The following is a 24,999-nucleotide window of genomic DNA, read 5'->3' as shown; positions in this document are numbered from 1 at the left end:
GATTACAAGGGTAGCGGAGGAAATAATGACAACAGAAATGGCGGCAGCAAAAGAAGCAGAAGCGGTGAGACCGCAAATCCAAGAGCTTACCAATTTTCTTAGTGAATACACCGCCAAGATGCTTAGTATCGGCACTTACACCGCGCGCATCGAGCGCTGCGTGCGCAGGATAGCGGACGCTTACGACTATGAGGCTAGCCTGATGATCTTTGTGCGCCACTTCATCATCAGCGTGATGGATCCTGCGGACAACTCTATCCGCCGCACCTACGTCAAAACGGGCGCTGCGGCGCAGATCAGCTTCGATCTGATCTCGGAGCTAAGCGCGCTTAGCTGGGAAATTTACGATGAAAAAATCCCTTTTGCGCGCGCCAAAGCCGCATTTGCAGAAATTTTAGCCTCGCAGAAGAAAAGCTTTGCCAAAACTCTCGTTTTGCTCAGCGTCGCAAATGCCGCGTTCTGCGAGCTTTTCGGCGGCGACGGCGGTGCGATGGCGTTAGTTTTTGCGGCTACGGCTTTTGGAATTTGCGCCCGCTATCTACTTAGCAAGCTTAAAATCAACCTAAAAATCCAATACATCGCGGTTTCGTTCGCAGTCTCCTTCATCGTCTCGCTAGGCGCTCGCTACGGGCTTAGCGCCACGCCCGACATCGCCGTGGGATCGAGCATATTGTTTTTGATCCCGGGCGTCTGGCTTATCAACTCGGTATTTGACATCCTAAACGAAAATATGCTCGTAGGCATCAGCAGAGGGCTAAACACGGGGCTTTTGATCATCTGCATCGCAATCGGACTCTTTCTGACGCTTAGCATCTCAAATTTGGGGCTTGTAAATGTTTGATATAGCGCTTTTGGTATTTAAGGATGCTTGCTTTGCCGCTGCGGCGGGGCTCGGGTTTGCGTATGCGTGCATGCCGCCTAAAAAGACGCTAGCCTTCTCGGCGCTGCTTGCGGCGGTTGCGCATTCATGCAGGTTTTTGCTGATTCAAAGCCAAATTTTTTCGATCGCTGCCGCGACGCTTTTTGCGTCGTTTCTGATCGGCGTTTTAGGGATGCTCTGTGCCAAGCGCCTCAAGGTGCCCGCAGAGATCATCGCCTTCCCCGCGCTGCTTCCGATGATCCCCGGCATCTACGCCTACAAGGCGGTTTTGGCGCTGTTTTCTTATATCAGAGCCACGGGCGCAGAGCATAAACTCGCTCATCTTATCTCGTTTTTCGATAACGCCCTCGCCACGATCTCGATCTCGCTGGCGCTCGGCACGGGCGTTTCAATAACGCTGCTAATTTTCTACGAACAGTCCTTGATGATCACTCGCGGCGCAAGAGGCAAATAGCGCTAAATAAGAAATTTAAGCGGTCGCGGCGGGTAAATTTTATAAATTCTATTTTATTGCTCTCGTTTTATCTCTTTGGTTTTTTCATCGTAATAATATCCTTGCTCCACACCCAGCAAATTATCTTTTATATCGTATTTATATGTATAATTTTCATCAAAAATACCTAGATAAAAAGCATACCGACTATATTTTATACCTTCTAACTCAAAAAATGCTTTATACGGTTTTATATCTTTCTTTTTAAAGTTATATAAATTACAAAAGTTATCGTATTTTTTATCTATTAGGCTTACATACATATCAAAAAATAGCATGTCGGTTGGAATAGAAAAAATTTTATCATTAGGATATTTGCGGTCGTATATTTTAGGATTAATTTCATTTAAAAATATTTTTTCCGTAAATAACATATCAAATACATGTTTATCATTTTCTAATCCGCTAAAATATAATTTGTACTTTAAATTTCCATCCGACAAGATTAAACTATTATTATTTTCCCAAGGGTAAACAACTTCGCCTTTGAGCATGGACATATTTACAAAATCTTTGAAATTTGCTACGGCTTGTTTACCGTTGCAAGCCCTGTCTCCCAAACCCATAAAATATTCTAAATTTATATTGTCATCTACAATGAAAAATTCGCAAGCTTTATCTGGACGATTATTTCCACCGCATCTTTCCGCCAACCCGCTATAAAAATTATAAAATTCATCCTCTACTTTACCGTATTGTTTCTTTATTTTTCTTTCCATATCACGGAATTCCTCCGCTGAAATATTTATAGATTTATAGGTCTTTTTAAGCATGCACTTTAGTGCCCTATCCTTAAGCTGTATATCCGTAAGATTGCCATCCAGATTACATACCCATTCATATGGATCGGTTTTAATTTTTTCGGCTGAATTTGGGTATTTATACTCCGCGATAATCGAAAGTATCGCGCACAAAGCGCATATTATTATGATGAAAGCCAAGCACAGATAATATCTCATTTTCAAATTTCGCTCCTAAAATTTTCCGCAATATACCTCACATAGACTTAATCCGCGATAATTTTAGAATGTCTCAAATATCGTTAAATCAGAGCTTTTCTTGATCCGCTTCGGCAAATTTTATCTCAATGCTTTGTAGGTATTGGGCTCTCTTGCGCCGCTCGTCGCACCTCTTGCCGAGAGGGTAAAATTTAGCCGGGCTTTTCTGACTTAAACGCCCTTTTTGCCGTCATATAAAAGCCACTAAAGATAAAAAGCGCCATGCAAAGCGAAACGAGCGACCATAAAATTTTACCCGCTAGCCCGAAAAAATAGCCCGTATGCAGCTGGTAGTTCGCATCTTTAAACTCGCCCGCGGTGATACCGTCCGTTTGCTTCTGCTCCGCGACCTTGCCCTCCTTTAGCTTCACGCTCGCGCCTTTTGGACGAGCGGTAGCGGGCGCATCGGGCTCATAATACCTGACGCCGATCTTATCTCCGGCTGCGAGCATTAGGGTAAATTCTTTATACTCTATGCCACTTGATCTGAATATCTCATAAGCCCTCTGCGCGTCGCTAAATTTATACTCTGTGCCCTTTGTGCCGCCCTCTTTTGCGGGTGCGGCGGCGTGATCTTTAGAAGCGGCGGCTTTAGGCGCGCTAGCTTGCGGTAAATTTTGCGAGCTTACAAAAAGCTTCATCACGGCATCGTTATACCAGCTATACGACCAGTTAAGCCCGGTTAAACAGATGAGAAGGTAAACTACCGCGCTTAGAGTACCCAGGCTCGTGTGCAGATTGTAAAAAAGAGCGTATTTTTTGAGTTTAAAATTTGGCTTTATCGCCTCGATAAATTTACGCCTAAGCCTTGGGAAATGCAGCCAGACGCCGCTTATTACGAGCAGTATCATCGCTGTGGCGCTCGCGCCTACGATCTGTTTACCGACCTCAGCTGCGGTTTTGTTGCCGCTTAGCGCTAGGCCCAAATTTCGATGCAACGCCATCACCGTTAGCACAAAGCCCGTGCCGCGATCCTTGCCAATGATCTGCGCAGTGTACGGATCGACCAGATACGCATCATTTCTGTTTGCGTAAATGACGAAGGCTTCATCATCGCTTTTGGGCACGACGAGCCTTACGGGCTGCTTAGCGCCTGTTTGCTCGCTAAAGCTTTGCAGAATTTTCTCTACGCTTTGCATTTCGCCCGTTTTTTCGACCTTTTTAGAGTCCGCGTTTATTAGCGCCTCAAGCTCGTGCTGATACGACAAAATCGCGCCCGTAGTGCCAACGATAAGCAGCGGTATAGAAAAAACGATCGATAAAATCAGATGGATGTTAAATAAAATTTTGTTGCGCTTAAGAAGCAAGCTCATTGCAGATCCTTGCGAGATAAATTTAATCTTTATTTGATTGAGGTTCGCAATTATATTGTGCAATTTTAAATATTTAGATAATTATCATTAAGATTTAGACCGCGAAATTTTAAGGCGTGTTATGATATCACAAGAGCGCCTATGTACCTCGCGCAACGTCATAAACCGCGCGCTTTAGGTTCTCAAAGCCAAAAATTTAATCCGACTTTCGCGCGGCAAGATGACGCCGGTGAGGTAAAATTCTAAGCGCGATTTATAAAAAGCGCGCTTAGAATCTCGTAAATTTAGAAATTTTGCGCTAAAATTGCCAAAGACGCGAGCTTGCGTAATCCAAAAAACAAGGTCATTATTATGTCGCAAAGTGTAGTCGAGTTTGCTTCGATAATCCTTTATGTTACGATAGGCTTTTGCCTTCTTGTTTCATTGCTTGATAAAAACAGATCATTCAAAACCGTAGATCACGGAACTCTGTTTATCTCCGCCGATCCGCTTTTAAAAATGCAGATGTTTATAATATTCCTAAGCTTCGGCGTAGTCACTCTATCCAGCTCGCACGTAGCAAAACATAACGGTGAGCCGATACCCTGCTTTTACACCCACGATAAAATTTGTTCGCAGGAATACAAAGCGGCAGGCATAAATTTAAGATGCTTCGAAGAAGGCGATCCCAGATGTGTGGATGGATATCTGCAAATAAGCGAGCCTAGACTAATACTCGGCAAAATCATATCTGTCTGCGCCATAATTTTTTCATTTATCGTGCTAATTCAAAAAGGAATCAGAATAGATAAAAGCGGCATCTGCAAAGAATGGGAGGTTCTGCCGTTTAGGCATACGGAAAAGATATACTTTGATGAGATGAACTACGCCACATGGTTTATAAGAGGCGTAAAAAATAATCAGCATACGAGGCAAAATTAGCGGCGTTAAATTCGGGGCGGGATATTTGTATGCACAAAAGGATATAGATTTTTTGCAAAATTTTATATTAGAAAAGCTCGCTGAAATTTCAAAAGCTAAAGCAGCCGAGCAAGATGCCTGGGCTTAATTTAACGTTAAAAATATCTAAATTTAAGGCGGCGGCATGATATTTTTATATTTGATATTCGGCATAAATCTTTTACTGTTTGGGCTTGCTATTTTAAAAAGCATGGTTTTTAAAAGCAAAGCCTCTTATAAAACCGTGCAAAAGGGCGCCTGGCTCATACCTCCTAGCCCCATAGCAAAAACTATGCTTATCGTGCTATTTTTATCCTGGGGTTCGCTGGTAGCATTTGATGAGCCTTGGATAAAAACAACAAGAGGCGGAGGTAAAGTTGCATGCTTTGATGCAAACGACCCTTTATGCGTAGGCGGGCATATGCAAAGAGGCGGCGCAGAAACCGCACTCGTGATCGTGATGGGTCTTGCAATGATGCTAATTGCCATACTGCCGTTATCTGAAAAGGGCGTCATCATAGACAGCCGCACCGTAAGGAAAGAGTGGAGATTTTTGTCGTTTAAATTTAGCACAAAGATCGATATAGAAAACGCCCTTACGGAGAAAGGAATGAGGGGCGAGATGCCGATTTTGATAGTAGAAGACGGGCAAAGCGGAAAAAATTTCACGCTCTCGTTCCCATACGCACAGCAAGATATAAAATTTATCGAAGCAGAGATAAGAAAGAGGCGCTATAATATGATGAAATCAAAAGAGACAAGAGTTCCCCTTAAATCCGCGCTCAAAAAACCATAAGCTTAAAAGGCGCGAATGAGCGCGCAAACATAGAAATTCTAAAAAACGACAAAGAGGGCGCGGACGATTAAATTTTAAATTTATCCACGCGCGAGTAGTAGCTATAAAATTATGAAAAGCCGTAGCAAAGCAGCGTAATGATCGCGCGAGTAGTAGCCATAAAATTTACGCGTAACGAAGCGGCGGCAACGAGTGTGCGAACAAGTGCGCGCAAGCCCAAAAAAAACGAGCCCAACGCAAGCGCCCGTAAGCCCAAAAAGACGAGCCGGACGCAAGCTCAAAAAAGACGAGCTGGACGCTTAAAATTTAACTCGCGATTTTAAAATCCGAAATTCTAAATCGCTCCGCCAAAATTTAGCCTATTTTTTACCTAAAATTTCGTAAAATTACGACTTTAAATTTTCAAAAAGGACATAGATGAATAAAAGTTTGGAATTTAGAGCCGACGTCGGAATGCTCTTCGTGGCGATCACTTTTGGGCTCGGGTATCTGCCCACATCGCAGGCGCTTGCGAGCAACAACGTCTTCGTGCTGCTATTTTGGCGCTTTTTCGCCGCGAGCATCATCGCAGGCGCGATATTTTTCCCGAAGCTCAAAGCCATCACTTCGCGCGAGATCAAGCACGGCGCGGTACTTAGCCTGTTTTTATTCGCGGGTTTTACGTCGCAGACCTTCGCCTTTAAATTTGCGCAAAGCTCCTCCGTAGCCTTCATCATCGGCCTAAACGTCGCGCTCGTACCCTTCATCGCCGCGGCGCTGTTTAGGCATAAAATTTACTCCTACGCCTACGCGGGCATCGCGCTTGCGATCGCTGGGCTCTATCTCATCGGCGACACGCAGCTAGGCCTCGGCAAGGGCGAAGCGCTGGCGCTAGTCTGCGCGTGCGCGTATTCGTTTCACATCGTGCTAACCAACCGCTTCGTGCAAAGCTGCGACGTAGCGGGCATCGCCTACGTACAGATCCTCTGCTTAAGCGTGCTTTGCTGCTTTGCGGCGATCTTTTTTGAGAGGGTCAGCATCGTGCCGGTGATGGATAAAAGCTTTTTCGTCGCGATGGCGGTGATCTGCCTACTGGGAACGGTTTTTGGCTTTTTTGCGCAGGCTTTGATGCAAAAATACACGACGCCCGTAAAAACCGCTCTGTTTTTCACGCTCGAGCCCGTGACGGCGGGCATTATGGGCGTATTCGTGGGCGGCGAGAGGCTAAGCGCGATGCAAATTTTAGGCGCGGCGCTCATCCTCGCAGGCGTTTTGATAAGCGAGATCGGAAGCTACCTCAGCGCAAAACGGAGCAGATCCGCAGGCGCTTGATTTTGCGGCGTTATAAAATTCCGTGCTGCATAAAATTTGCACGCAAAATTCCATGCTGCATAAAATTCTACTCCTTTAAAATTCCACAGCGAAATTCTGCGCCACGCATAATTCTATATCACGCGGAATTTTGCGGCGTCTCTCGCAAGGATACGTTAAAATTCCGCAACAAAATTCGTATTAAAATTTACCCAGCAAAGGCGTGCGGCGAAGCTTTAGCGATAAAATTTCATTGATTAAGCGATACAATAGTAAAATAACGAAATTTTAACAAAGGAGCCCCTATGAAAAAAATCATCCTTCTTGTAGCCGCGCTTGCGGGCATATTGTTTGCCAAAAGTGTAGAGCTTGCCACACCGCCCAATCATAAAGACGGCGTAAATCACCTGGAATTGGTGCTGATCTTAGACAAATCAGGCTCGATGAGCGGGCTTGAGAGCGACACGATCGGCGGATTTAACTCGATGATAGAAAAGGAGCGCAAAGAGGGCATCGACGCCAGCGTCACGACCGTGCTTTTCGATACGAAATTTAACGTCATCCATGACCGCACGCCGCTTAAGAAGGTCGAAAACCTAACGTCCAAAGAGTACTACGCCGGCGGCAACACCGCGCTACTTGACGCCGTCGGCAGCACGATAGCGCGTATCGAGCGCGTGCCCGACATCTATGCCAAAAACAATCGCGTGCTTTTCGTCATCATCACCGACGGGATGGAAAACTCAAGCCGCGAATACTCCAAAGCGCAGATTAAGAAGATGATTAGCGACAAGCAGGAGAAATACGACTGGGAGTTTATCTTTTTGGGCGCTAATATCGACGCCGCAAGCGAAGCACGCAGCATCGGCATCAGAAGCGAAAACGCTCTAAAATACGAGAATTCCAAAGAGGGCGTGAGTAAAAATTTCGAAGCGGCGGCCGAGATATCCAAAGACGTAGCGACCGACAACAAAGCAAACTCGAAATGGCGCGACAAGGTGCTTCAGGACAAAAAATAGCAAATCTCGAGGCGAGGCGCACCAGAAATGAAGTGTCGCTACTAAAACGAGCGGCGGCACTAAAATAGGCAGCGATGTGCATCGTGCGGCACAAAACGAGCTTTAGTAAAAAACACTGGCAGCGGTGCAAACGAGATTTATCAAAAAAATGCGGGCGGCGGCGCGAAAACAGAGACAGCAGCGCAAAACGGCTAGTCCGCTGGGTCGCTCGCCGAAAAATTTAACGCGAATATGCGCCGCAATAAAAACAGGCACGCGAGGAATAAAACGGCGTGAAGCGGAGCCGAGAACTCCGCGAATATAGCGGTACGGCGCGCATATTGATTTTTACTCGGCGCACTTTAGAATTTTATTTTGACTTTTTCATGCGGCACGCGGTATTGCTTTTACCGGTGCTGCTCTGTGCGGCGCGGAAACGCAAATCTACTCGCTAAATTTAAACGCTTCGCGAAGGCATCCTTAAATTTGATGCGCTAATTTTGCAATTTTGCAAGAGAAGCTAAATTTAATACGCGTAAACAAAATTTTATAGTCTAAATTCAGGCGCTTCGCGAAGGGCGCCGATTTGCAGTGAGTAAGCCATTGTTTCGCAAGCAGCGACAAATTTACGGCGCGCAAATTCCATTTTTCGCGAGAAACGCGTAAATTCCGCTATTCGCGAGCGACAGGTAAATTTTACCCTTTGCAAGCCGCGCTAAATTTTAAAATTTCACCACCGCAAAACGGGCGCAGCTACTAAAGCGCGGACGCATTAAAATTTCGTAAATTTAACTAGGAGGAAGCTTATGAGGATATCAGAGATCGACACGCCGGCGCTGCTGATTGATCGCGAGATCGTGCTTCGCAACCTGCAAAAGATGCAAAACTACGCGGATGCCGCGGGCGTGAGCCTGCGTCCGCACACCAAAACGCACAAAATGCCCTATTTCGCGAAGCTACAAGAGAGCATCGGCGCTGCGGGCATCACGGTCGCCAAAACGGGCGAGGCCGAGATCATGGCGGCAAACGGGCTGAAAGATATATTTATTGCAAACGAGATCGTGGGCGAGCTGAAATTTCAGCGCATCATCGCGCTTTTGCGCGCGGGGATAAACTTAAGCTTCGGCGTCGATAGCATAGAGCAGGCGAGCCTGATAGAGCGCGCCTTTGAGCGCAGCGGCACGAAGGCCTGCGTGCTTGCCGAGATCGAAGTGGGCGAAAACCGCTCGGGCTTCGTGGAAAAGCAGGATTTCGCGACGTTTATAAAATTTCTAAAAGGCTGTAAAAATATAGAATTCCACGGCGTGTTCTCCCACGACGGCCACTCCTACAAGGCCGCCGATAAGAGCGAATGCGAGCGCATCCACCTAGCCGCACAGCGCCGCACGCTAGAGTTTGCGGATATCGCGCGCGAGCTAGCTCTGCCCGCAAGCGTCGTTAGTATCGGCTCGACGCCCTCACTCATCAACGATTTTGAAATTTTAAAGGGCGTCACCGAGATCCGCCCGGGCACATATATCTTTATGGACGCCTCGCAGGCGCAGGCGTACGGCGATTATTCGATGAACGCCGCAAGCATCCTTACGACCGTCATCAGCAGACCTACGGCGAATCGCATCATCACCGACGTCGGTGCCAAGGGGCTTACGCAGCAAAGGCGCACCGAGGGCTTCACCGCCACGCCTGGGCTCGGACGCATAAAGGGTACGGAGGTGTGGATAAATGGCGTTTACGACGAGCACGCGATCATCTACGACAGAGCGCTACGAGACGCCGTGCGCGTGGGCGATCGGCTCGAAATTTATCCAAACCACATCTGCCCCGTCGTAAATTTACACGAGTTCGCCTACCTCGTTAGCGGCGGCGAGGTCGTAGAAAAGATCCCCGTGCTATGCAGAGGTAAGCTGCAATGAGCAGGCAAATTTAAAAATGCGGCTACTACGAGTTTGTGAAGCGGGATAGACTGCGATAAGCGGTAAATTTTAAATGCGCAGCGAAGAGAGATTTTAGCTTCGGTAGAGCATGGCTAAATTTAAAGCGTGCGGATTGAGCTAGATCGCTCTGCTCGCGCAAAATTTTATCCCTTGCGCGAGCGAGCTTTACCGAATACTGCGCGCGGAATTAACCGACGCAATCTCTCACTCTAAAACGCAAGCGCACAACCGAGACCGCTCTATTTTGGGCGTCGTAAACACAGCCTGCGCGCCAAGCAAGCGGAAAGAGGCGCTAAATTTAGCTCGCGCCGTATGGTTTAAATTTTACTTCGCGGCGGCGGGCTATCCGTATTCAAAAAGCAACGCCCATTACATTATAAAATTTCGCCGTCTCGCGATAGCTGCCAAACGGCGCATTAAATTTAAAATTTACAAAACGCAAAATTTCAAATTTTCGCGCAGAGCTGTATCTTTACGCGGCGCGCTGCCAAATTTCTACGCAAAAGCAGCCTTCGCAAAAGCGGTATATCAGGCGATAGCCCGCCCGCCGCGCGCTATGGCGTATGACGCGCAGCACAAAGCCGTGCGCGATCACCGCCGTGTCCGCTTCCAGCAGCGACGGCACCAGATCAAGCGCGCGCCGCCGTTCTGCTTTCGCGCTTGCGCCGCTAGGGTTCATGCCGCACAGCCACAGCAGGCGCGAGAGCTCGAGCCAGTAATCAAACGGCATTTTTATTAGCGGCACGGGGAATATTCGTAGATTAAACTCGCGCAAAGCCTCCAAATACTCTATGTCCCGCTGCGGGAATAGCTTTTGCGCCGTAAGCGCGGCGCGCGGCAGTGGCGATGAGCATACTCGGCTTATACGGGCGAGCTTTTCGTATGCGGCGCTATTTTTAAATTTATCGGTTTGCCACAAAGCTAAGCTTTGCGTAGTATCGTACAGGATTACGCGCCGTGCCGCTTCTGCGGCGTCGCACACGCCGCGATCGATCAGCAGCGTAACGTGGCGGATTAGCGCTATCGTAGTCATGATTTTGTCTCCTAAAATACGAGCGCGCTAAGAACTTACGCCGTTATGCTTCCGCTTCTACAGGATACTTGATGTTTAGATTTGCGCTATTTATGCGAAATCCGCTAGGGTTCTTGCTCCGTAGCCACGGCGAGCGCGAGGGTCTGCTTCAAAGCATAGATTTTCGCGGCTATTTAAGCCTTTCGTAGCTTTCGCATGAGCTTTGCCATGCCCTTTCATGCTCCGCTACCGAGCTCATAAACCTATCCTTGCCGCCCAGCTCGCAAGCTTTTTTGTAGTACTGCACGGCTTTAACATTATCACTGCCCTCGTAAAGACGCGCTAAATTTAAGCACGCAAGCCAGCTGTCCACGATATCCATGTCGCAACCGCGCACATAGTAACCTACGCCCTTTATAGCGTCTTTGCGCACGCCTCTGCCTCTGATATACGCAGAGCCTGCGTTACTGCAGCCTATCGCATGCCCGTCATCGCAGGCTTTGTCAAACAGCTCCGCCGCCTTTGCCTCATCGCGCGGCATCCCCTCTCCGCTTTGATACAAAATGCCTAAATTTACGCACGACTCCACATCGCCGCCTTTGCAAGCTTTGACGTATAACGGCGCAGCCTTTAGCAGATCTTGCGGCACGCCCCAGCCATAATTGTAAACCTGCGCCAACGCCCCGCACGCCTTCACATCGCCCTTATCGCAGGATTTCGTAGCCCAGCTTATATCGTCTGCAGTGATTTCAAAATTTTCGGCAAGCACGAAATTTGCGGAAAGCGCCGCAGCGAGCGCTAGAATTAAAATTTTATTTTTCATTTTCGTCCTTTGTGGTTTTTAAGATTGCTCGCCAAGCCTAAGTCGCGGGTTTATCGTTAAGGCGCAGTTTGATCGCTAGGGTTCGGGTTCGTTCTCGCCTGCTCTTTGCTTTTTAGAGCTTCGTAAATTTCATCGACGCCGCTTAGATTTTGATCCAAAACCTCTCTCGCCTTTTTTAGCGTGCGTGCGCCAAAAATCCCATCCTGCTTGGCTCCGATGCTTTTTTGGATATATAAAATTTTATCCTTTTGCATCGCAGCGGAATCCTTAGTCGCCCCGGAAGCGGAATTTGAAGCAGGGCTTTCAGAGCCGCTAGAGCTTGTGCTCGTAGAATTTTCGTCTGCAGAATTTATGCCATCACTCGCAGAAGCGGAATTTTTGTCCTCAAAAAATGTAGGCATCCACCCTCGCAGCAGCCCTGCTGCGCCGGTTTTCGGCACGTAGCCCGTATTTGCCGCACCTCCGTAGATTGCGCTAGCTAAAACGGCGCAGAGCAGAGCTTTACAAAAGCGAGCAAACGCCCCGCCGCCTCTGCCGCAGCGATACTCTCGCGGAATTTTACGAGCTTTTACAGCGCACCGCACTGCGCTTGCCGGCCACAGCACTCCTCCGCCTAACAGCCCCACAGCAGCGATTGCCACGCCGCACGCGAGTGCCCAAAAATAATGCTCCGCAAAGATCATCTCGAAGCAGCCCTCGCACGCCAGCGCAGCCGCTGCGATGAGCGCGCCTCCGCCTATGCACCACACCGCGCGGTCATATCGCGGACTTAGCACGCCAAGCGCCCCAGCCATCGCTCCGCCCAAATCGCGAGCGCATTGCTGCGAAATAAAGCCCTCGCAAACGCGCATAATCGCCGCGGCGAAACTCTGCGCGCAATCCTCGCGCAAAGAACGTGGGAAAAAGAATTTCTTTAATCGTGCAAAGGGCGAAATTTTAGAATTTGACGCAGGATCTTGCGTATTCGTGCGATTTTTAAATTTTGCAGCGGCTAGATTTTCGGAATTTATTGCGGCGGAGTCTATGGAATTTGTGGAATTTTGAGCATTCAAGACACTTAAATCTCGGTAATCTCGCTCGCCGCGTAATTCATAAAGACCCTCCGCAGTGCGATCAGAAGTGCCGCTTAAGCCCTCTTGCGAGCCTGCAAAATTAGATCCATTCTGCGCGCGAGCTTCGTCGCTTTGCTGCCTAGCATCAAAATCGCTGGCAGAATTCTCTCCGCTTTCCGAAAGATCCGCCCCTGTAAATTTTATGCCGCCGCTCACTCCTCCTGCGAACCTGCCTTGCTCTCCGCGCAACCCCAAGCGATTATCTTCCGTGCCCATAGAATTTGCCGAAGCGCTCGCGAATTTCGTGCCCGCAAATTTTACGCTCGCGCCGCCCTCGAGATTTTCTTTGCGCGAAGCGTCTTTTGCAAGGCTCAAAGCGTCGCGATCAGCCGCGCTGCGGGCAAAATTTGCAAAGTTAAAATGTCCATCCGCGCCACGCAACTGCTCGAGATTTAGCGTCTCGCCGCGCAACTTAGCACTAGCTAGACGCATCGTCACATCCAGCACAGGCTTTGCGCGAAACAGCGTAAAAAGGCTTTGCGCATCGTTCTGCCCTAGCCTGGCGGGCGCGCTGCGTGCCGCCGCAAGCTCCGGCGCAAAAACTTCGTCCAAAAAATTAGGTCTTACGAATGTCGCGCCACCAAAGCACGCCGCATCGTAAGCCTTGCCGCAGACGGCAAAACTCAAGCGCAAAAACTCCTCCTCCGCGCTAAATACCGCTTCGCAGCCGCCCTGCGCCGCTCGCAGCGAGCTTAGACGAAACAAAAGTCTGCGCGCCGCAAAACCTACGCCCTTGCTGCATAAAAACTCCAGCAGCTCGCGCCCAAAAACCTGCGAGCTAGCGCCTATACTGACGCTCGGGCGGGCATGAACGGATACTTTGCCGGTGCGAGTGAAATACCCGCGCCCATCGCAGTGATCGCAGTGAAAATCGCCCGCACCGCCGCACTTTTCGCAGCGCAATCTGCCTGCGCCGCCGCAAGTGGGACAAATGCGCGAGCCGCTACCGCCACAACTAGCGCAGGGAATGAAGCGATAGCCCATAGAATTTGGCGCAGAGCCTGCAGAGTCGCCTCCAGAAAGGCCGCGCGCATGAGCGTCCATAGAGCTTAATGCCGCGCGGCTATAGCCACCGGCGCCCTTGCAATCGGGGCAGATTAAGCGCCCGCGCCCGCCGCAGTTAGCGCACGGCGCCTTGCCTGCGCCTTCGCAGCCTTTGCAGCGTCTCCTACCAGATCCGCCGCAATGCTCACAACGCAGCTGAACGCTAAAGGGCTTAAAATCGTGAAATTTTATGATTTGATCCGCATTCATAGCGGCTTTTTGGGGATCTGCACGCAGGCGTAGCATAAAGGCCTCGCTTAGCTCCGCATCCGCGCTCGCCGCGCGTAAGCACTCGCGCGCATGAGCCTCAAACTGCGCGATATCTGCGAAATGCAGCTGTGCGCGCTCGCCGCCGCTTATCTGCGAGACGCTAAACTTGCCGGCGAAGTCGTAACGCACGCCAAGCCTCACGCTAAATCCGTAAAACTCGCGATCAAGCTCACGCAGACCGGCGCTGCCGCTACGCGCTAAAGCTTTGAGTCTAGCAACAAACGCCTCTGCAAGCTCCTCTTTATCCAGCTTGTCCATGATCGCTCCTTTCTTACAGGCACGCCACAAAGCCGCGCCGCATAAATTTTAAAATTCCTTTATTAAGATCCCGCAAATTTTAGCATTTCATATAATTATACCGCGAAAGGGAATTTTAAAATTCCAAAATCTCACGCAGGATGGAATTTAGCGCCATTGCGCGCCGTAAAATCTCGCTACAAATCAAAGCTCTAAAATAGAGCTAGACGTGGAATTTCGCACTGCGGCGCGGCGACGTACATAACTAACCGCAACAAATACGGCGTGAACGGATCGCAAAACAGAGCCGCCAGGCATACGGCGCCCGAGCGGTAGCAGCGGGTATGCAAGACTTTAATTCCGCAGCGACACATAATTTGGCTCGCGACGATGCGCGATACGGCATAACGCACAGCAAATTTCGCGGCCGCGTGAAATTTTAGATTTCACGGCGAGCTCGTACGCACGGCATGTAATTTAAAATTTCACGACAGCTATGGCGCGGCGTGCAGCGATCTAAATTTATGACAAGCAGCGGCGCGCAAATTTCAATCACACGCCAATCAGACGGCGGGCGCATAAAGTGCAATTTAATTTACAAGCGCGCAGCGGCATATAGTCGTCGCGCAAATTTAGTCGCAGCTAGCAGCACGGCGCAAAATTTCATTGCCGTGATGCAGCGACTCGTAAAATTCAGCTCTACGATGTCGCGCGGTTATAACACTCCTGCATTTGCAAGCAGAACGGATCAAGCATCCGTGCCCACTGCAGGCGCTACACGACGGTATGTAAAATTTAATCTGGGCGCCGCAAACCTCCGCCAACATGACTGATCGTACGAGCGTAAAATTTAGCTCGCCTGCCGCATAATTTAACTCACGGCGGTGCATGTCGCGGCGCAAGCGCGAATTTTAGATCGTGCGGCGATCTGCTGCGCGACCGACAGATTAATTTCACGGTGCGCTCGACATGAAATTTAGAATCTCGTAGCGACACATGACACTGTGCGCAGCCGCGTGAAATTTTGAATTTCACGGCGAGCTTATGCATTATGAAATTTTAAATCTTGCCGCGATGATCTCGCAAACTCGCGAGCGGCTCGGTTTAAGATCTCGCGCCCGGTTTTGCACGGAATTTTGCGGGCGAAATTTCAAATGCAAACCCGCGCAAGTTTCGCGCCGAATTTCTGCGTAAATCTTGCGCGAAATTTAATGAAATTTTGCAGGCCGAGCCCGGCGCGCCGAAACTCGATTAATCAAAACCTAGCGCACTAAAACCGGGGCGCGATAAACTCGCCGCAGCTTGAAGGCAAGATTTATCGCTACCGAAGCTTGAGGGAAAAATTTATCGCCGCCGAAGCTCGCAGCTAAATTTTACCGCCCAAGCGCGGAATTTTCGGCTTTGGCTTCGGGCGCCGAAAATAAAATTTCACGCCAGTCCGCTTATAACGCCTTCGTCCGTGATCCTCATATTTAGCGCGTTAGGAACCTTCGGTAGCCCTGGCATCAGCATTATCTTGCCGCAGACGGCGACGATGAAGCCCGCTCCCGTGCGGATCTGAAGGTCCTTGACGCTGAGCTTAAAGCCGCGTGCACGCCCAAGCGCCTTGGCATCGTCGCTGAAGCTATACTGCGTTTTAGCTATGCAAACGTTTAGCCGCTCAAGTCCCAAAGCCTTGATGTGCTGTAGCGCCTTTTGCGCTTCCGGCTCAAAAACGACCTCACTTGCGCCGTAAATTTTAGTAGCGATCTTTTCGATCTTACTCGCCGTATCGTCGCTAAGCTCGTAGGCGAATTTCAGCTCCTTGGCGCGCTCGCACTCATCTACTACGAGGCGGGCTAGCTCAAGCGCGCCCTCGCCTCCTTTGGCGAAATTTTCGCAAATCGCCATCTGCACGCCGCGCTGCTTGCAGTACTCGCACACGAAGGCGATCTCCTCGTCGCTATCGAAGCTAAAGCGATTAAGCGCCACGACCGGATTTAGCCCGAAGTTTTGTAAAATTTCAATATGCCCGCCTAAATTTACGATGCCTTTTTGAAGCGCGGCAAGATCAGGGCTCGTGATACTTTCTTTATCCGCGCCGCCGTTGTATTTAAGCGAGCGGATCGTGCTAACCAGCACCGCGGCATCCGGAGCGATGCCCGCGCGGCGGCACTTGATGTCGATAAATTTTTCAGCCCCGAGCTCGCTTCCGAAGCCCGCCTCCGTTACGGCGTAATCTGCTAGCGAGAGCGCAAGCTTGCTCGCCATTATGGAGTTGCAGCCGTGCGCGATATTTGCGAAGGGTCCTCCGTGCACGAGCGCGGGCGTGTGCTCAAGGCTTTGGATGAGATTTGGCTTCATCGCGTCTTTTAGCAGGATCGCCACGGCATCCGCGCAGCCCAGATCGCGCACGTATATTGGCTCTCCCTGCGTATCGTAGGCGACCATTATGTTTGCGATGTTTTCCTTAAGCTCGGCAAGATCGTTCGAGAGGCACAGAACCGCCATTATCTCGCTAGCTGCAGTGATATTAAAGCCGTCCTCACGCTCTACTCCGTCGGTGCGCCCGCCCTGACCTACGGTGATGTGGCGCAGCGCGCGGTCGTTCATATCCATGCAGCGCTTCCATAGAATTTTATCGATCTTTAGCGGGTTTTCTTGATACAGCGAGTTGTCGATGACCGCCGAAATGAGATTGTTCGCGGAGGTGATCGCATGAAAATCGCCGTTGAAGTGCAAATTTAGATCATCCATCGGCACCAGCTGCGAATATCCGCCGCCCGCGGCCCCGCCTTTGATACCGAAAACTGGCCCCAGCGACGGCTCGCGCAGCGCAAGACAGACGCTTTTGCCTAGACGTTTTAGCGCGTCGGCTAGACCGATGGATGTCGTCGTCTTGCCCTCGCCAAACGGCGTCGGATTGGTCGCCGTGACCAAGATAAGCTTCGAAGCACGCGAGCGCGGCTTGATGTTTAGCTTGGCTTTGTAGTGGCCGTACAGCTCGATCTCATCCTCGCTAAGCCCCAAATTTTTCGCAACGTTTGAAATTTTATCCGGCCTCGCCGCATTTGCTATTTCGATATCGCTCAACATTTTCTCTCCTTAAATTTAAAATTTTATTGCGCAGCGTTTACGCACCGCCTCTTTAAATCCGCGCATTAGCTCGCGCGCTATGCGCACCTTGCCCACAAGCCGCACAAGATCAAATCTCGCACCGAGAAATTTCCCCCGACTAAATTTCGATCTCGATGCCCACGGGGCAGTGGTCGCTGCCCATCACGTCGCTTAGGATGAAAGCATCCTTTAGCCGCGAGCGCAAATTTGCCGAGATGAAAAAATAATCGATCCGCCAGCCTACGTTTTTGGCGCGCGCGTTAAAGCGGTAGCTCCACCACGAGTAGGCGTCCCGCAGCTCGCCGCGCACGGCACGAAAGGTATCGACAAAGCCCGCCGCCTCCACCTCATCGAGCCACGCCCGCTCGATCGGCAAAAAGCCCGAGGTTTTGGAGTTTGCTTTGGGGTTTGCAAGATCGATCTCGCGGTGCGCGGTATTCACGTCGCCGCAAAATATCACCCCGAGCCCCTGCTCCGCGAGGCTGCGCGCATAGGCTAAGAATTTCGCGTAAAATTCCATCTTATAGGCTAGCCGCGCCTCGTCCTTTTGGCCGTTGGGAAAGTAGATATTAAAAAGCACGACGTCGCCAAAGCGGTGCTGCAGCACGCGCCCCTCGTCGTCGGGGAAAAACAGCGCCTTGCTCGTCTCGCTTTTAAATTTTGCTAGGCTCGCCACGCCCGAATATCCCGCACGAGCGGCGGAATTTAGATCGATCTGAGAAAATCCGAGCTCGTAAAGCCCTTTCGGAGCGTCCTTTTCGCTCACCTTGATCTCTTGCAAGCCCAAAAAATCGGGGTTTTGCTCCGCAAGCCACGCGAAGCCGTCTTTGCCGAGTACTGCGCGCAGTCCGTTTACATTCCAACTAATCAGTTTCAAATTTAGCCTTTGGCCTGAAAATTTTGGTATGATTATACGAAATTTTGACTAAATTTAAAGGAAAATTATGCGCAATCAGCCCAAATACCGATTTTTTGCCAACTGGGGCTACGCGATGGCGGGTCTTGCCGAGATGCTGCGCAGCGAGCGTAGCTTCAAACTCGAGCTTTGCGTGTTCGTCCCGCTTCTGCTGTCGCTATTTTTTTGGAATTTCGGCGCGGTGCTAAATCTATTTTTGATCTTCGGCGCGGTCTTTACGCTCACAACCGAGTGCGTAAACTCAGCCATCGAGCGCGCGGTCGATCTTACCACGAGCGAAATCCACCCGCTAGCCAAAGGCGCCAAAGACACCGCAAGCACGGCCGTGATGATGAGCCTATTTCTTAACGCCGCGCTGTGGGGATATGCGATCTGCGGGAAAATTTTTTGAAATTCCGCGAGTGGAATTTTAAATTTCAAAAATTATCGCTTAACGTAGCAAGCTCGGCAAAATTCAATCATGAAATTTTACGTGCGCCATTTAATTCAGTCTTAACATATTAATTTCAAACTGCACGGAGCCCGCAGGCATAAGCCCCTTGCCCGTAAAAGCAGGCTTTGTTCAATTTAGCAAGCGGCGCCGTCTTGCTTGCGATAAATTTAAAGCGATTTCGAGCCAAAAGCTTTAACCGCGCTACGCGCAGGACGGCGCGCTAAATTTAAAAAAACTGTGTCGCGCTCAGCGGTAAGATTTACGCGATTTACCTTTAAATTTTAAGAATGAAATTTGAAACCTTAACTTGAATAGCTTTTTAAGCATACTTCGAAATATAATTAAATTGTTTGTAATTATATAAAGCAACGATCTAAAATTTAAAAATAAAATCAGCAAAATTTAATGAGCGTTATTATAAAATCTTAAAAAATAAGAAGGTATCTGTGAGTTATAGAGTAGGAAGTTTGTTTGCTGGCGTTGGTGGTATATGTCAAGCATTTAAGAATTCAAATTGTGATGTTATTTGGGCAAATGAAATTGACAAGAATGCCTGTATGACTTATAGATTAAATCATAAGAGCATAAATCTTATCGAAGGAGACGTTAAAAAATTAAATAATAAAAATCTATCTAGTATAGATATACTTACTGCAGGATTTCCTTGCCAACCATTTTCGCAAGCTGGGCACGGAAAAGGGTTTGAAGATGGGCGAGGAAAGCTTTTTTTTGAAGTATCGAGACTATTAAAAGAGTTGAGGCCAAAAGCCTATTTTTTAGAAAATGTCAAAACTCTTGCAACACATAATAACGGAAAAACTTTTAAAATCATTAAAGATGAAATAAAAAAGACTGGATATTCTTTTATACCATTTGTACTAAATGTTGCAAAGTATACAGACATACCACAAGGGAGGGAAAGAATATATATCGTAGGCTTTAAAGATGAAAGCGACTATTCATTTGAAAAGCCTATAAAAGAAAATATACTAGAAACAAAACAAGAGAATTTATTATCCGCTAGATTTCAAATACCAAAAGAAACAAGCAAGACCCCCAGAAATATAAAATCCTTCCTAGATGATTCGTGCGTTATTCAATCTGATATTTATAATGACAAAAGCAATAAAATCCATCGTAGAGTAGTAGAAAGTGTGACAGATGAAAACATTGTTTATCAATATAGGCGTTATTATGTTCGCTCCAATAAATCAAATGTTTGCCCTACCTTGACTGCAAATATGGGTGCTGGTGGACATAATATCCCAATAATATTAAATAATGGTATAATAAGAAGATTAACCCCAAAAGAATGCTTTAATTTGCAAGGATTTCCGCGAGATTTTATGCTTCCATCAAACATATCAAGAGCACAGTTGTATAAACAAGCTGGAAATTCTGTTGTTGTGCCGATGGTTGAAAAAATCGCAAAAGAGATTGTAGCGGTGTTGGATGGATCCGATAGAAATTAATCCGAATGTCGCAAATTTTGTTAGATCGCTTCGTGACATAGGGTATACTTTTGAGGTGGCTGTTGCAGATATTATTGATAACAGCATATCTGCCGGTGCAAATGATATAAAAATCTATGCCATACAACATCCTGAACCGTTTTTTTGTATTCTAGATAATGGTGCAGGAATGGACAAAGATGAACTAGTAGAAGCTATGAGGCTATCATCGAAAAATCCAGACGAGAGAAGAAATGATATCGCGCTTGGTAAATTTGGTTTAGGTCTTAAAACGGCTTCATTTTCTCAATGTAAAAAACTTACTGTTATATCAAAGAAATGTAATCAGATAAATATTAAACAATGGGATTTGGACTATATCTCTAAAAGAGATAAATGGCTACTTTTGACACCTGAGTTGAGCGAATATAAAAATCTTGAAATTTTTAAAGATTTTTATAAAAACGATAACTCTACTCTTGTCATATGGGAAGATATGGACAAAATTGAGCAAATTTCAGAATGCTTAGAAATACTAAGAGAGCATTTATCCTTGGTCTTTCACCAATTTCTAGAGGGGGCTGACGGTGCAAGAAAAATAAAAATATCAATCAACAATAATTTGTTAATACCTTTTAATCCGTTTAATCCAACACATGATGCAACCTTTATGAAATCTACAGAAATAATCAAATACAATGAAAAAGAAATAAAAATTACTCCATTTATCTTACCGCATCATTCAAAAGTGACTTTATTGGAATGGGAAAAATATAGTGGAAGAGAAGGCTATATAAAATCTCAAGGTTTTTATCTATACAGAGCCCATAGGCTACTTGTTTACGGTAAATGGTGGGGTATTCTTAAATCTAGCGATACAACAAAGCTTGTTCGTATAAAGATTGAAATTTCAAATGATCAAGACGAGTTGTGGAATATTGATGTAAAAAAGTCTATCGCAAATCCAGTTGCCGGCTTGAAAGATACGCTCAAAAGAGTTGCTTTATACTCTATAAAAGACGGAGTAAAACCTTTTTCTACTCGTGGTCGAAAAATAAACGACAAAAATATTACTAGATTTTGGAATCTAGTTTGCGAAGATAGCAAAATTTATTTTGTAATAAATAAAGAAAATCCAATGCATAAAAAATTATTAGATTTATTGGATTTGCAAACGAGAGAGCTATTCCAGTTATACCTAAAGTCACTTGAGGCATGTATACCATTAGAAGCTATACAGGTACAGGTACAGCAAAACCCACATAATTTTAGACAAGAAGATATTATTTCAAATACGGAAGTGGTTAAAATACTGAAATATCTAAAAAATGTAGGATTTAGCGAAGATGAAATAAAAAAAATAGAGATTTTTAAAAAGCACAAGGAGTTGTTGAATGGAATGTAGTTTCTATGAAGAAGTTTTTAATTTTTCAAAAAGGAATTTAACTGACAAGTACTCTAATCAAAATGGGATTCTACAAACCGAAGATATTGACAATGAGGTTTCTAAGGTAAAAAAAATTATTGAGTCTAACATTAAAATTGCTATATTTAACAAAGAAGGTAATTTCTCAAGCAATGATTATAAAATATTAAAAGAGAACTTAGAAAAATATTTTAATGTCAAGATGAGCATAGGTTTGGTAATAAAAGGCGATGAACAAAAGCGACGCAATACGTCTTGGTATAGTATAAACACAAAAGTCAATAATAGCAATTTTTACTGGGATAGATTGGAAAAATTTTATAAAGGCTTATTGCCTCCGCAAGTTATCAAGACTGTAGATGATGATACTGATATGATAATGAATCAAATTGGAGATCCGAGAGAGAATAAATTTAGTGTATACGGTATGGTTGTAGGGCATGTTCAGTCTGGCAAAACTTCAAACTATGCTTCCTTGATATGTAAGGCTGCCGATATTGGTTATAAATTTATAGTTATTGTTGCTGGAGATAAAAATAATCTTAGAAACCAGACTCAAATTCGTATAAATGAGGCTTTTGTTGGTAAAAACGACTCAAAAGTAGTCGGGGTTGGGCTTGATGATTTGCCTAATGCAAATAGAATGCAACCTATTAGCTTAACTACAGAAACAGGCGATTTTAATACAATAGACGCACATAAAAACTCACAAGGTGTAAATTTTGATAATATCAATACGCCTGTACTTTTGGTTATCAAAAAAAATGCAAATACTCTTTCTAATGTCATATCATGGATTAAATCTCATTATAGCAATAAAATTTCAAAACATGCCATGTTATTGATAGACGACGAGTCTGACTACGCCTCCATAAATACAAAAGAGGAGGGTAATCCAACCACTATAAATAAAGAATTAAGGGCTCTTTTGGAGCTTTTCGAAAAAAGCTCTTATGTTGCATATACTGCCACGCCTTATGCAAATATTTTTATAGATCATACGATAGAAGATGAGCAAAGCGTAAAAATTAAAAACATGAACGAGCAGATTTCTAAAGATTTATTTCCAAGAGATTTTATATATGCCCTTGATGCACCAACTAATTATTTTGGCGCTGAAGAGATTTTTATAGATAAACCTGATAATTATTTAGTAGATATTAATGATTATGATGAAAAAATTCCTTTAAAGCACAAAAAAGATATCCTTATATCTGAATTGCCAAAAAGCTTATTTGAGGCTATAAATGTATTTATACTAAATGTTGCGATAAGGGATTTAAGAGGACAAGTTAAAAACAATAGTATGCTCGTTAATATTAGTCGCTTTTCTGATGTGCACGAAAAAATTGAATGTTTGATAGATGAATATTTAAAAGCGTTAAAAAATGATATTAATGCTTTTATTTTACTTCCAAATTCAGTAAAACAAAGTAGCTTGATACTAAACTTAAAGAATATTTTTGAGACAAAATTTGATATAGAATTCTCATGGTTAGAGATTTCAAAAAAATTATCCGAAATCGCAAATAGTATTCAAGTAATAGCGGTTTACCAAAATAGCAAGAAGCCGCTTAACTATAATACTAGCGAAAGAATAAATGTCATTGCAGTCGGAGGACTTAGCCTGTCACGTGGCTTTACTTTAGAAGGACTCAGTGTTAGTTATTTTATAAGAAGTACTATATTCTATGATACGCTTATGCAGATGGGTAGATGGTTTGGGTATAGACAGGGTTATGAGGATTTATGTAAAATTTATATGCCAGAAGATATTCAAAACTATTTTAAATTTATTATTGAGGCTACGAATGAGCTTATGTATAAATTTAAAGAGATGGCAGAAGATGGTCTAACTCCTTATAATTTTGGATTAGCTGTCAGACAAGATCCAAACAGCCAACTTCAAATTACAGCTAAAAATAAGATGAAAAATGCAGAAGAAAAATGTATTTCATTGGATTTAAGTGGAAAGCTAATAGAAACGGTAAGATTTGCTAAAAATCCACAACTACATGATAAAAATTTAAACATTTTAAAAAAGTTTATAGAATTCCTTGGTCGAGGTAGTAAAAAAGGAAGTGCCACTATATATAAAAATATAGATAAAATGAAAATATTAGATTTTATAAATAGCTTTAGTGTTATAAAAGCACATATGCAGTTAGAATTTATAAGGACGTATCTGGAAGATAAGAATACAACGTGGGATGTTGTTCTTTATGGTGGAAAGGGAGAGCTTTTAGAAAAATTTGAGATAAGCATGGAAGAGCGTTCAAAATTGCAAGATAGAGGGGATTATATAGAACTCGGAAATAGAAAACTATCGGCAGGAGATCCTGAAAAAGCATTGATAGATGATAAAATTTACGAACAAAGCAAGAAAGAAAAAAGGGGTGACAGGTCTTCATTTTTAAGAAAAAATTTGAAAAATCCAATTTTAATGTTGCATATACTAGACACTAAAAACAATCAAATCGGCTTTGGTTGCAATATACTACCAGCATATGGCGTTTGTTTTCCTAATGATAGTGTTTGTAGTAGCTCTCAAACTATTAAATATTTAATCAATAAAGTATACCAAGAAGAGATGCTTTTGAAATTTGATGAATTAGAAGAGCAAGATGATTAATCCTTGGAATGATATGAAAAACAATACCAGAAGAAGGGTTGATGGTGACAATAGGTATGATATTTTTTGGATAGTTGATTTGGATGGAAGATATACTTTTGGTATTGAACTAGATTTTTGTATAAAAATTAGTAAAAAGAGTATGAAATTTATTGGTTTAAATACACTAAGAAAAGATTTTAAAGATGCTACCAAATTTTATATAGCGCTAAATGATAATTCCAATTGGCAACTATTTGTATTGGTTTGCAACGATATTATTTCTCTTTTAAATACTTGCAATAATGACGAAAGCGTTTTAGACAATATAGAAACAAGACTCCTAAAATGGAAAAAATTTTTTGTTTCAAATGATGATAATTTTGGAACAGAAAGGCAAATGGGGCTATTTGGTGAACTTAGTTTTTTAAATAATATTGCAGCTAAACAAGTTGGTTTTGAAGAGGCGTTAAGTTCTTGGGTTGGGGCAGATTTTGATAAACAAGATTTTTTATTTAATGACTGCGCTGTTGAGATTAAAACGTATAAAGCTTCAAAATCACCACATGTTACAATTTCATCTGCTTATCAACTTTATACAAGTAAAGAAAAATTATATCTCGCAGTATACTCTTTATCTATAAATTTTCAAGGACTTAGTGTTGAGGACATCATAAAAAGTATAGAAGTAAAGATAGCTGATGTAGAATCATTTTATAAAAAGCTTTTTTCGTATGGCTATAAAGCAAATTTCCAAGTAGAACTATTAAAATTTAAAATAGATAAAATTTTATTTTTTAATGTAGATAATAAATTTCCAAAAATTACTCCTATAGATATAGATTCCAGAATTCATAACGTAAAATATACGGTAGATTTATTAAAATGCAATGAATTTTTATTGGAGAGAATAAAACTTTAAAGGCG

20 protein-coding genes are annotated in these 24,999 nt (G+C 45.0%); 13 read left to right on the top strand and 7 right to left on the bottom strand.

All coding sequences use genetic code 11. From position 1 onward, the window contains the following. The first annotated feature begins 37 nt into the window (after window positions 1-37). Both Q0144_RS01550 and Q0144_RS01545 read left to right on the top strand, forming a co-directional pair. Complete coding sequence (locus Q0144_RS01550) at window positions 38-841, top strand: threonine/serine exporter family protein (protein ID WP_298061162.1); 804 nt, start codon at window positions 38-40, stop codon at window positions 839-841. A gap of 1 nt (window position 842) precedes the next feature. Continuing rightward, window positions 843-1,334, top strand: coding sequence for a threonine/serine exporter family protein (locus Q0144_RS01545; RefSeq protein ID WP_295098183.1), 492 nt, complete (start codon window positions 843-845; stop codon window positions 1,332-1,334). Between the two features lie 53 nt (window positions 1,335-1,387). On the opposite strand, the gene Q0144_RS01540 is transcribed toward Q0144_RS01545, so the two are convergent. Both Q0144_RS01540 and Q0144_RS01535 read right to left on the bottom strand, forming a co-directional pair. After that, entirely contained in the window at window positions 1,388-2,332 is a 945-nt protein-coding gene (locus Q0144_RS01540; RefSeq protein WP_298061131.1) for a hypothetical protein, read from the bottom strand. 191 nt (window positions 2,333-2,523) lie between these two features. Further along, window positions 2,524-3,684: a PepSY-associated TM helix domain-containing protein gene (locus Q0144_RS01535; protein WP_298061129.1), complete on the bottom strand. Its 1,161-nt coding sequence runs from the start codon at window positions 3,682-3,684 to the stop codon at window positions 2,524-2,526. A 351-nt stretch (window positions 3,685-4,035) separates the two neighbouring features. On the opposite strand from Q0144_RS01535, the gene Q0144_RS01530 reads away from it, so the two are divergent. From Q0144_RS01530 to Q0144_RS01510, 5 genes are all read left to right on the top strand, one after another. Continuing rightward, a complete protein-coding gene (locus tag Q0144_RS01530) occupies window positions 4,036-4,605 on the top strand; it encodes a hypothetical protein (RefSeq protein WP_298061128.1) in 570 nt (189 codons plus the stop codon). 163 nt (window positions 4,606-4,768) lie between these two features. Further along, on the top strand, window positions 4,769-5,419 hold the full coding sequence (locus tag Q0144_RS01525; RefSeq protein WP_298061127.1) for a hypothetical protein: 651 nt from the start codon (window positions 4,769-4,771) through the stop codon (window positions 5,417-5,419). Window positions 5,420-5,836: 417 nt separating this feature from the next. After that, window positions 5,837-6,730 (top strand): DMT family transporter, encoded by an 894-nt coding sequence (locus Q0144_RS01520; protein ID WP_298061126.1) that lies wholly within the window; start codon window positions 5,837-5,839, stop codon window positions 6,728-6,730. Between the two features lie 284 nt (window positions 6,731-7,014). After that, window positions 7,015-7,728 (top strand): vWA domain-containing protein, encoded by a 714-nt coding sequence (locus tag Q0144_RS01515; RefSeq protein ID WP_298061125.1) that lies wholly within the window; start codon window positions 7,015-7,017, stop codon window positions 7,726-7,728. Between the two features lie 785 nt (window positions 7,729-8,513). After that, window positions 8,514-9,620: an alanine racemase gene (locus Q0144_RS01510; protein WP_298061124.1), complete on the top strand. Its 1,107-nt coding sequence runs from the start codon at window positions 8,514-8,516 to the stop codon at window positions 9,618-9,620. A gap of 493 nt (window positions 9,621-10,113) precedes the next feature. On the opposite strand, the gene Q0144_RS01505 is transcribed toward Q0144_RS01510, so the two are convergent. From Q0144_RS01505 to Q0144_RS01495, 3 genes are all read right to left on the bottom strand, one after another. After that, window positions 10,114-10,674 (bottom strand): histidine phosphatase family protein, encoded by a 561-nt coding sequence (locus Q0144_RS01505; RefSeq protein ID WP_298061122.1) that lies wholly within the window; start codon window positions 10,672-10,674, stop codon window positions 10,114-10,116. A gap of 169 nt (window positions 10,675-10,843) precedes the next feature. Next, window positions 10,844-11,476: a tetratricopeptide repeat protein gene (locus Q0144_RS01500; RefSeq protein ID WP_298061120.1), complete on the bottom strand. Its 633-nt coding sequence runs from the start codon at window positions 11,474-11,476 to the stop codon at window positions 10,844-10,846. A gap of 56 nt (window positions 11,477-11,532) precedes the next feature. Next, entirely contained in the window at window positions 11,533-14,160 is a 2,628-nt protein-coding gene (locus tag Q0144_RS01495; protein WP_298061119.1) for a hypothetical protein, read from the bottom strand. 485 nt (window positions 14,161-14,645) lie between these two features. On the opposite strand from Q0144_RS01495, the gene Q0144_RS01490 reads away from it, so the two are divergent. Continuing rightward, the gene (locus Q0144_RS01490; protein ID WP_298061117.1) at window positions 14,646-14,972 is read left to right on the top strand and encodes a hypothetical protein; all 327 of its coding nucleotides are present in this window, start codon (window positions 14,646-14,648) and stop codon (window positions 14,970-14,972) included. A gap of 595 nt (window positions 14,973-15,567) precedes the next feature. Here the strand turns inward: Q0144_RS01490 and Q0144_RS01485 are convergent. Both Q0144_RS01485 and Q0144_RS01480 read right to left on the bottom strand, forming a co-directional pair. Continuing rightward, the gene (locus Q0144_RS01485; RefSeq protein ID WP_298061115.1) at window positions 15,568-17,214 is read right to left on the bottom strand and encodes a formate--tetrahydrofolate ligase; all 1,647 of its coding nucleotides are present in this window, start codon (window positions 17,212-17,214) and stop codon (window positions 15,568-15,570) included. 139 nt (window positions 17,215-17,353) lie between these two features. Then, the gene (locus Q0144_RS01480; protein ID WP_177386736.1) at window positions 17,354-18,112 is read right to left on the bottom strand and encodes an exodeoxyribonuclease III; all 759 of its coding nucleotides are present in this window, start codon (window positions 18,110-18,112) and stop codon (window positions 17,354-17,356) included. 67 nt (window positions 18,113-18,179) lie between these two features. Between Q0144_RS01480 and Q0144_RS01475 the strand changes: the two genes are divergently transcribed. From Q0144_RS01475 to Q0144_RS01455, 5 genes are all read left to right on the top strand, one after another. Further along, the gene (locus tag Q0144_RS01475; protein ID WP_298061113.1) at window positions 18,180-18,542 is read left to right on the top strand and encodes a diacylglycerol kinase; all 363 of its coding nucleotides are present in this window, start codon (window positions 18,180-18,182) and stop codon (window positions 18,540-18,542) included. A gap of 488 nt (window positions 18,543-19,030) precedes the next feature. Then, a complete protein-coding gene (gene dcm / locus Q0144_RS01470) occupies window positions 19,031-20,056 on the top strand; it encodes a DNA (cytosine-5-)-methyltransferase (RefSeq protein ID WP_298061112.1) in 1,026 nt (341 codons plus the stop codon). Beyond that, window positions 20,037-21,440 (top strand): ATP-binding protein, encoded by a 1,404-nt coding sequence (locus Q0144_RS01465; protein WP_298061110.1) that lies wholly within the window; start codon window positions 20,037-20,039, stop codon window positions 21,438-21,440. Before dcm ends, Q0144_RS01465 begins: the two co-directional genes overlap by 20 nt. Further along, entirely contained in the window at window positions 21,430-24,093 is a 2,664-nt protein-coding gene (locus Q0144_RS01460; protein ID WP_298061109.1) for a Z1 domain-containing protein, read from the top strand. The genes Q0144_RS01465 and Q0144_RS01460 overlap by 11 nt, the downstream gene beginning before the upstream one ends. Further along, a complete protein-coding gene (locus tag Q0144_RS01455) occupies window positions 24,086-24,994 on the top strand; it encodes a PD-(D/E)XK motif protein (RefSeq protein ID WP_298061108.1) in 909 nt (302 codons plus the stop codon). The genes Q0144_RS01460 and Q0144_RS01455 overlap by 8 nt, the downstream gene beginning before the upstream one ends. The last annotated feature ends 5 nt before the right edge of the window (window positions 24,995-24,999 follow it).

The sequence above is a fragment of the uncultured Campylobacter sp. genome (genome assembly GCF_938045345.1).
Lineage (GTDB): Bacteria > Campylobacterota > Campylobacteria > Campylobacterales > Campylobacteraceae > Campylobacter_B.
This window is presented reverse-complemented; position numbering and strand designations above follow the sequence as displayed.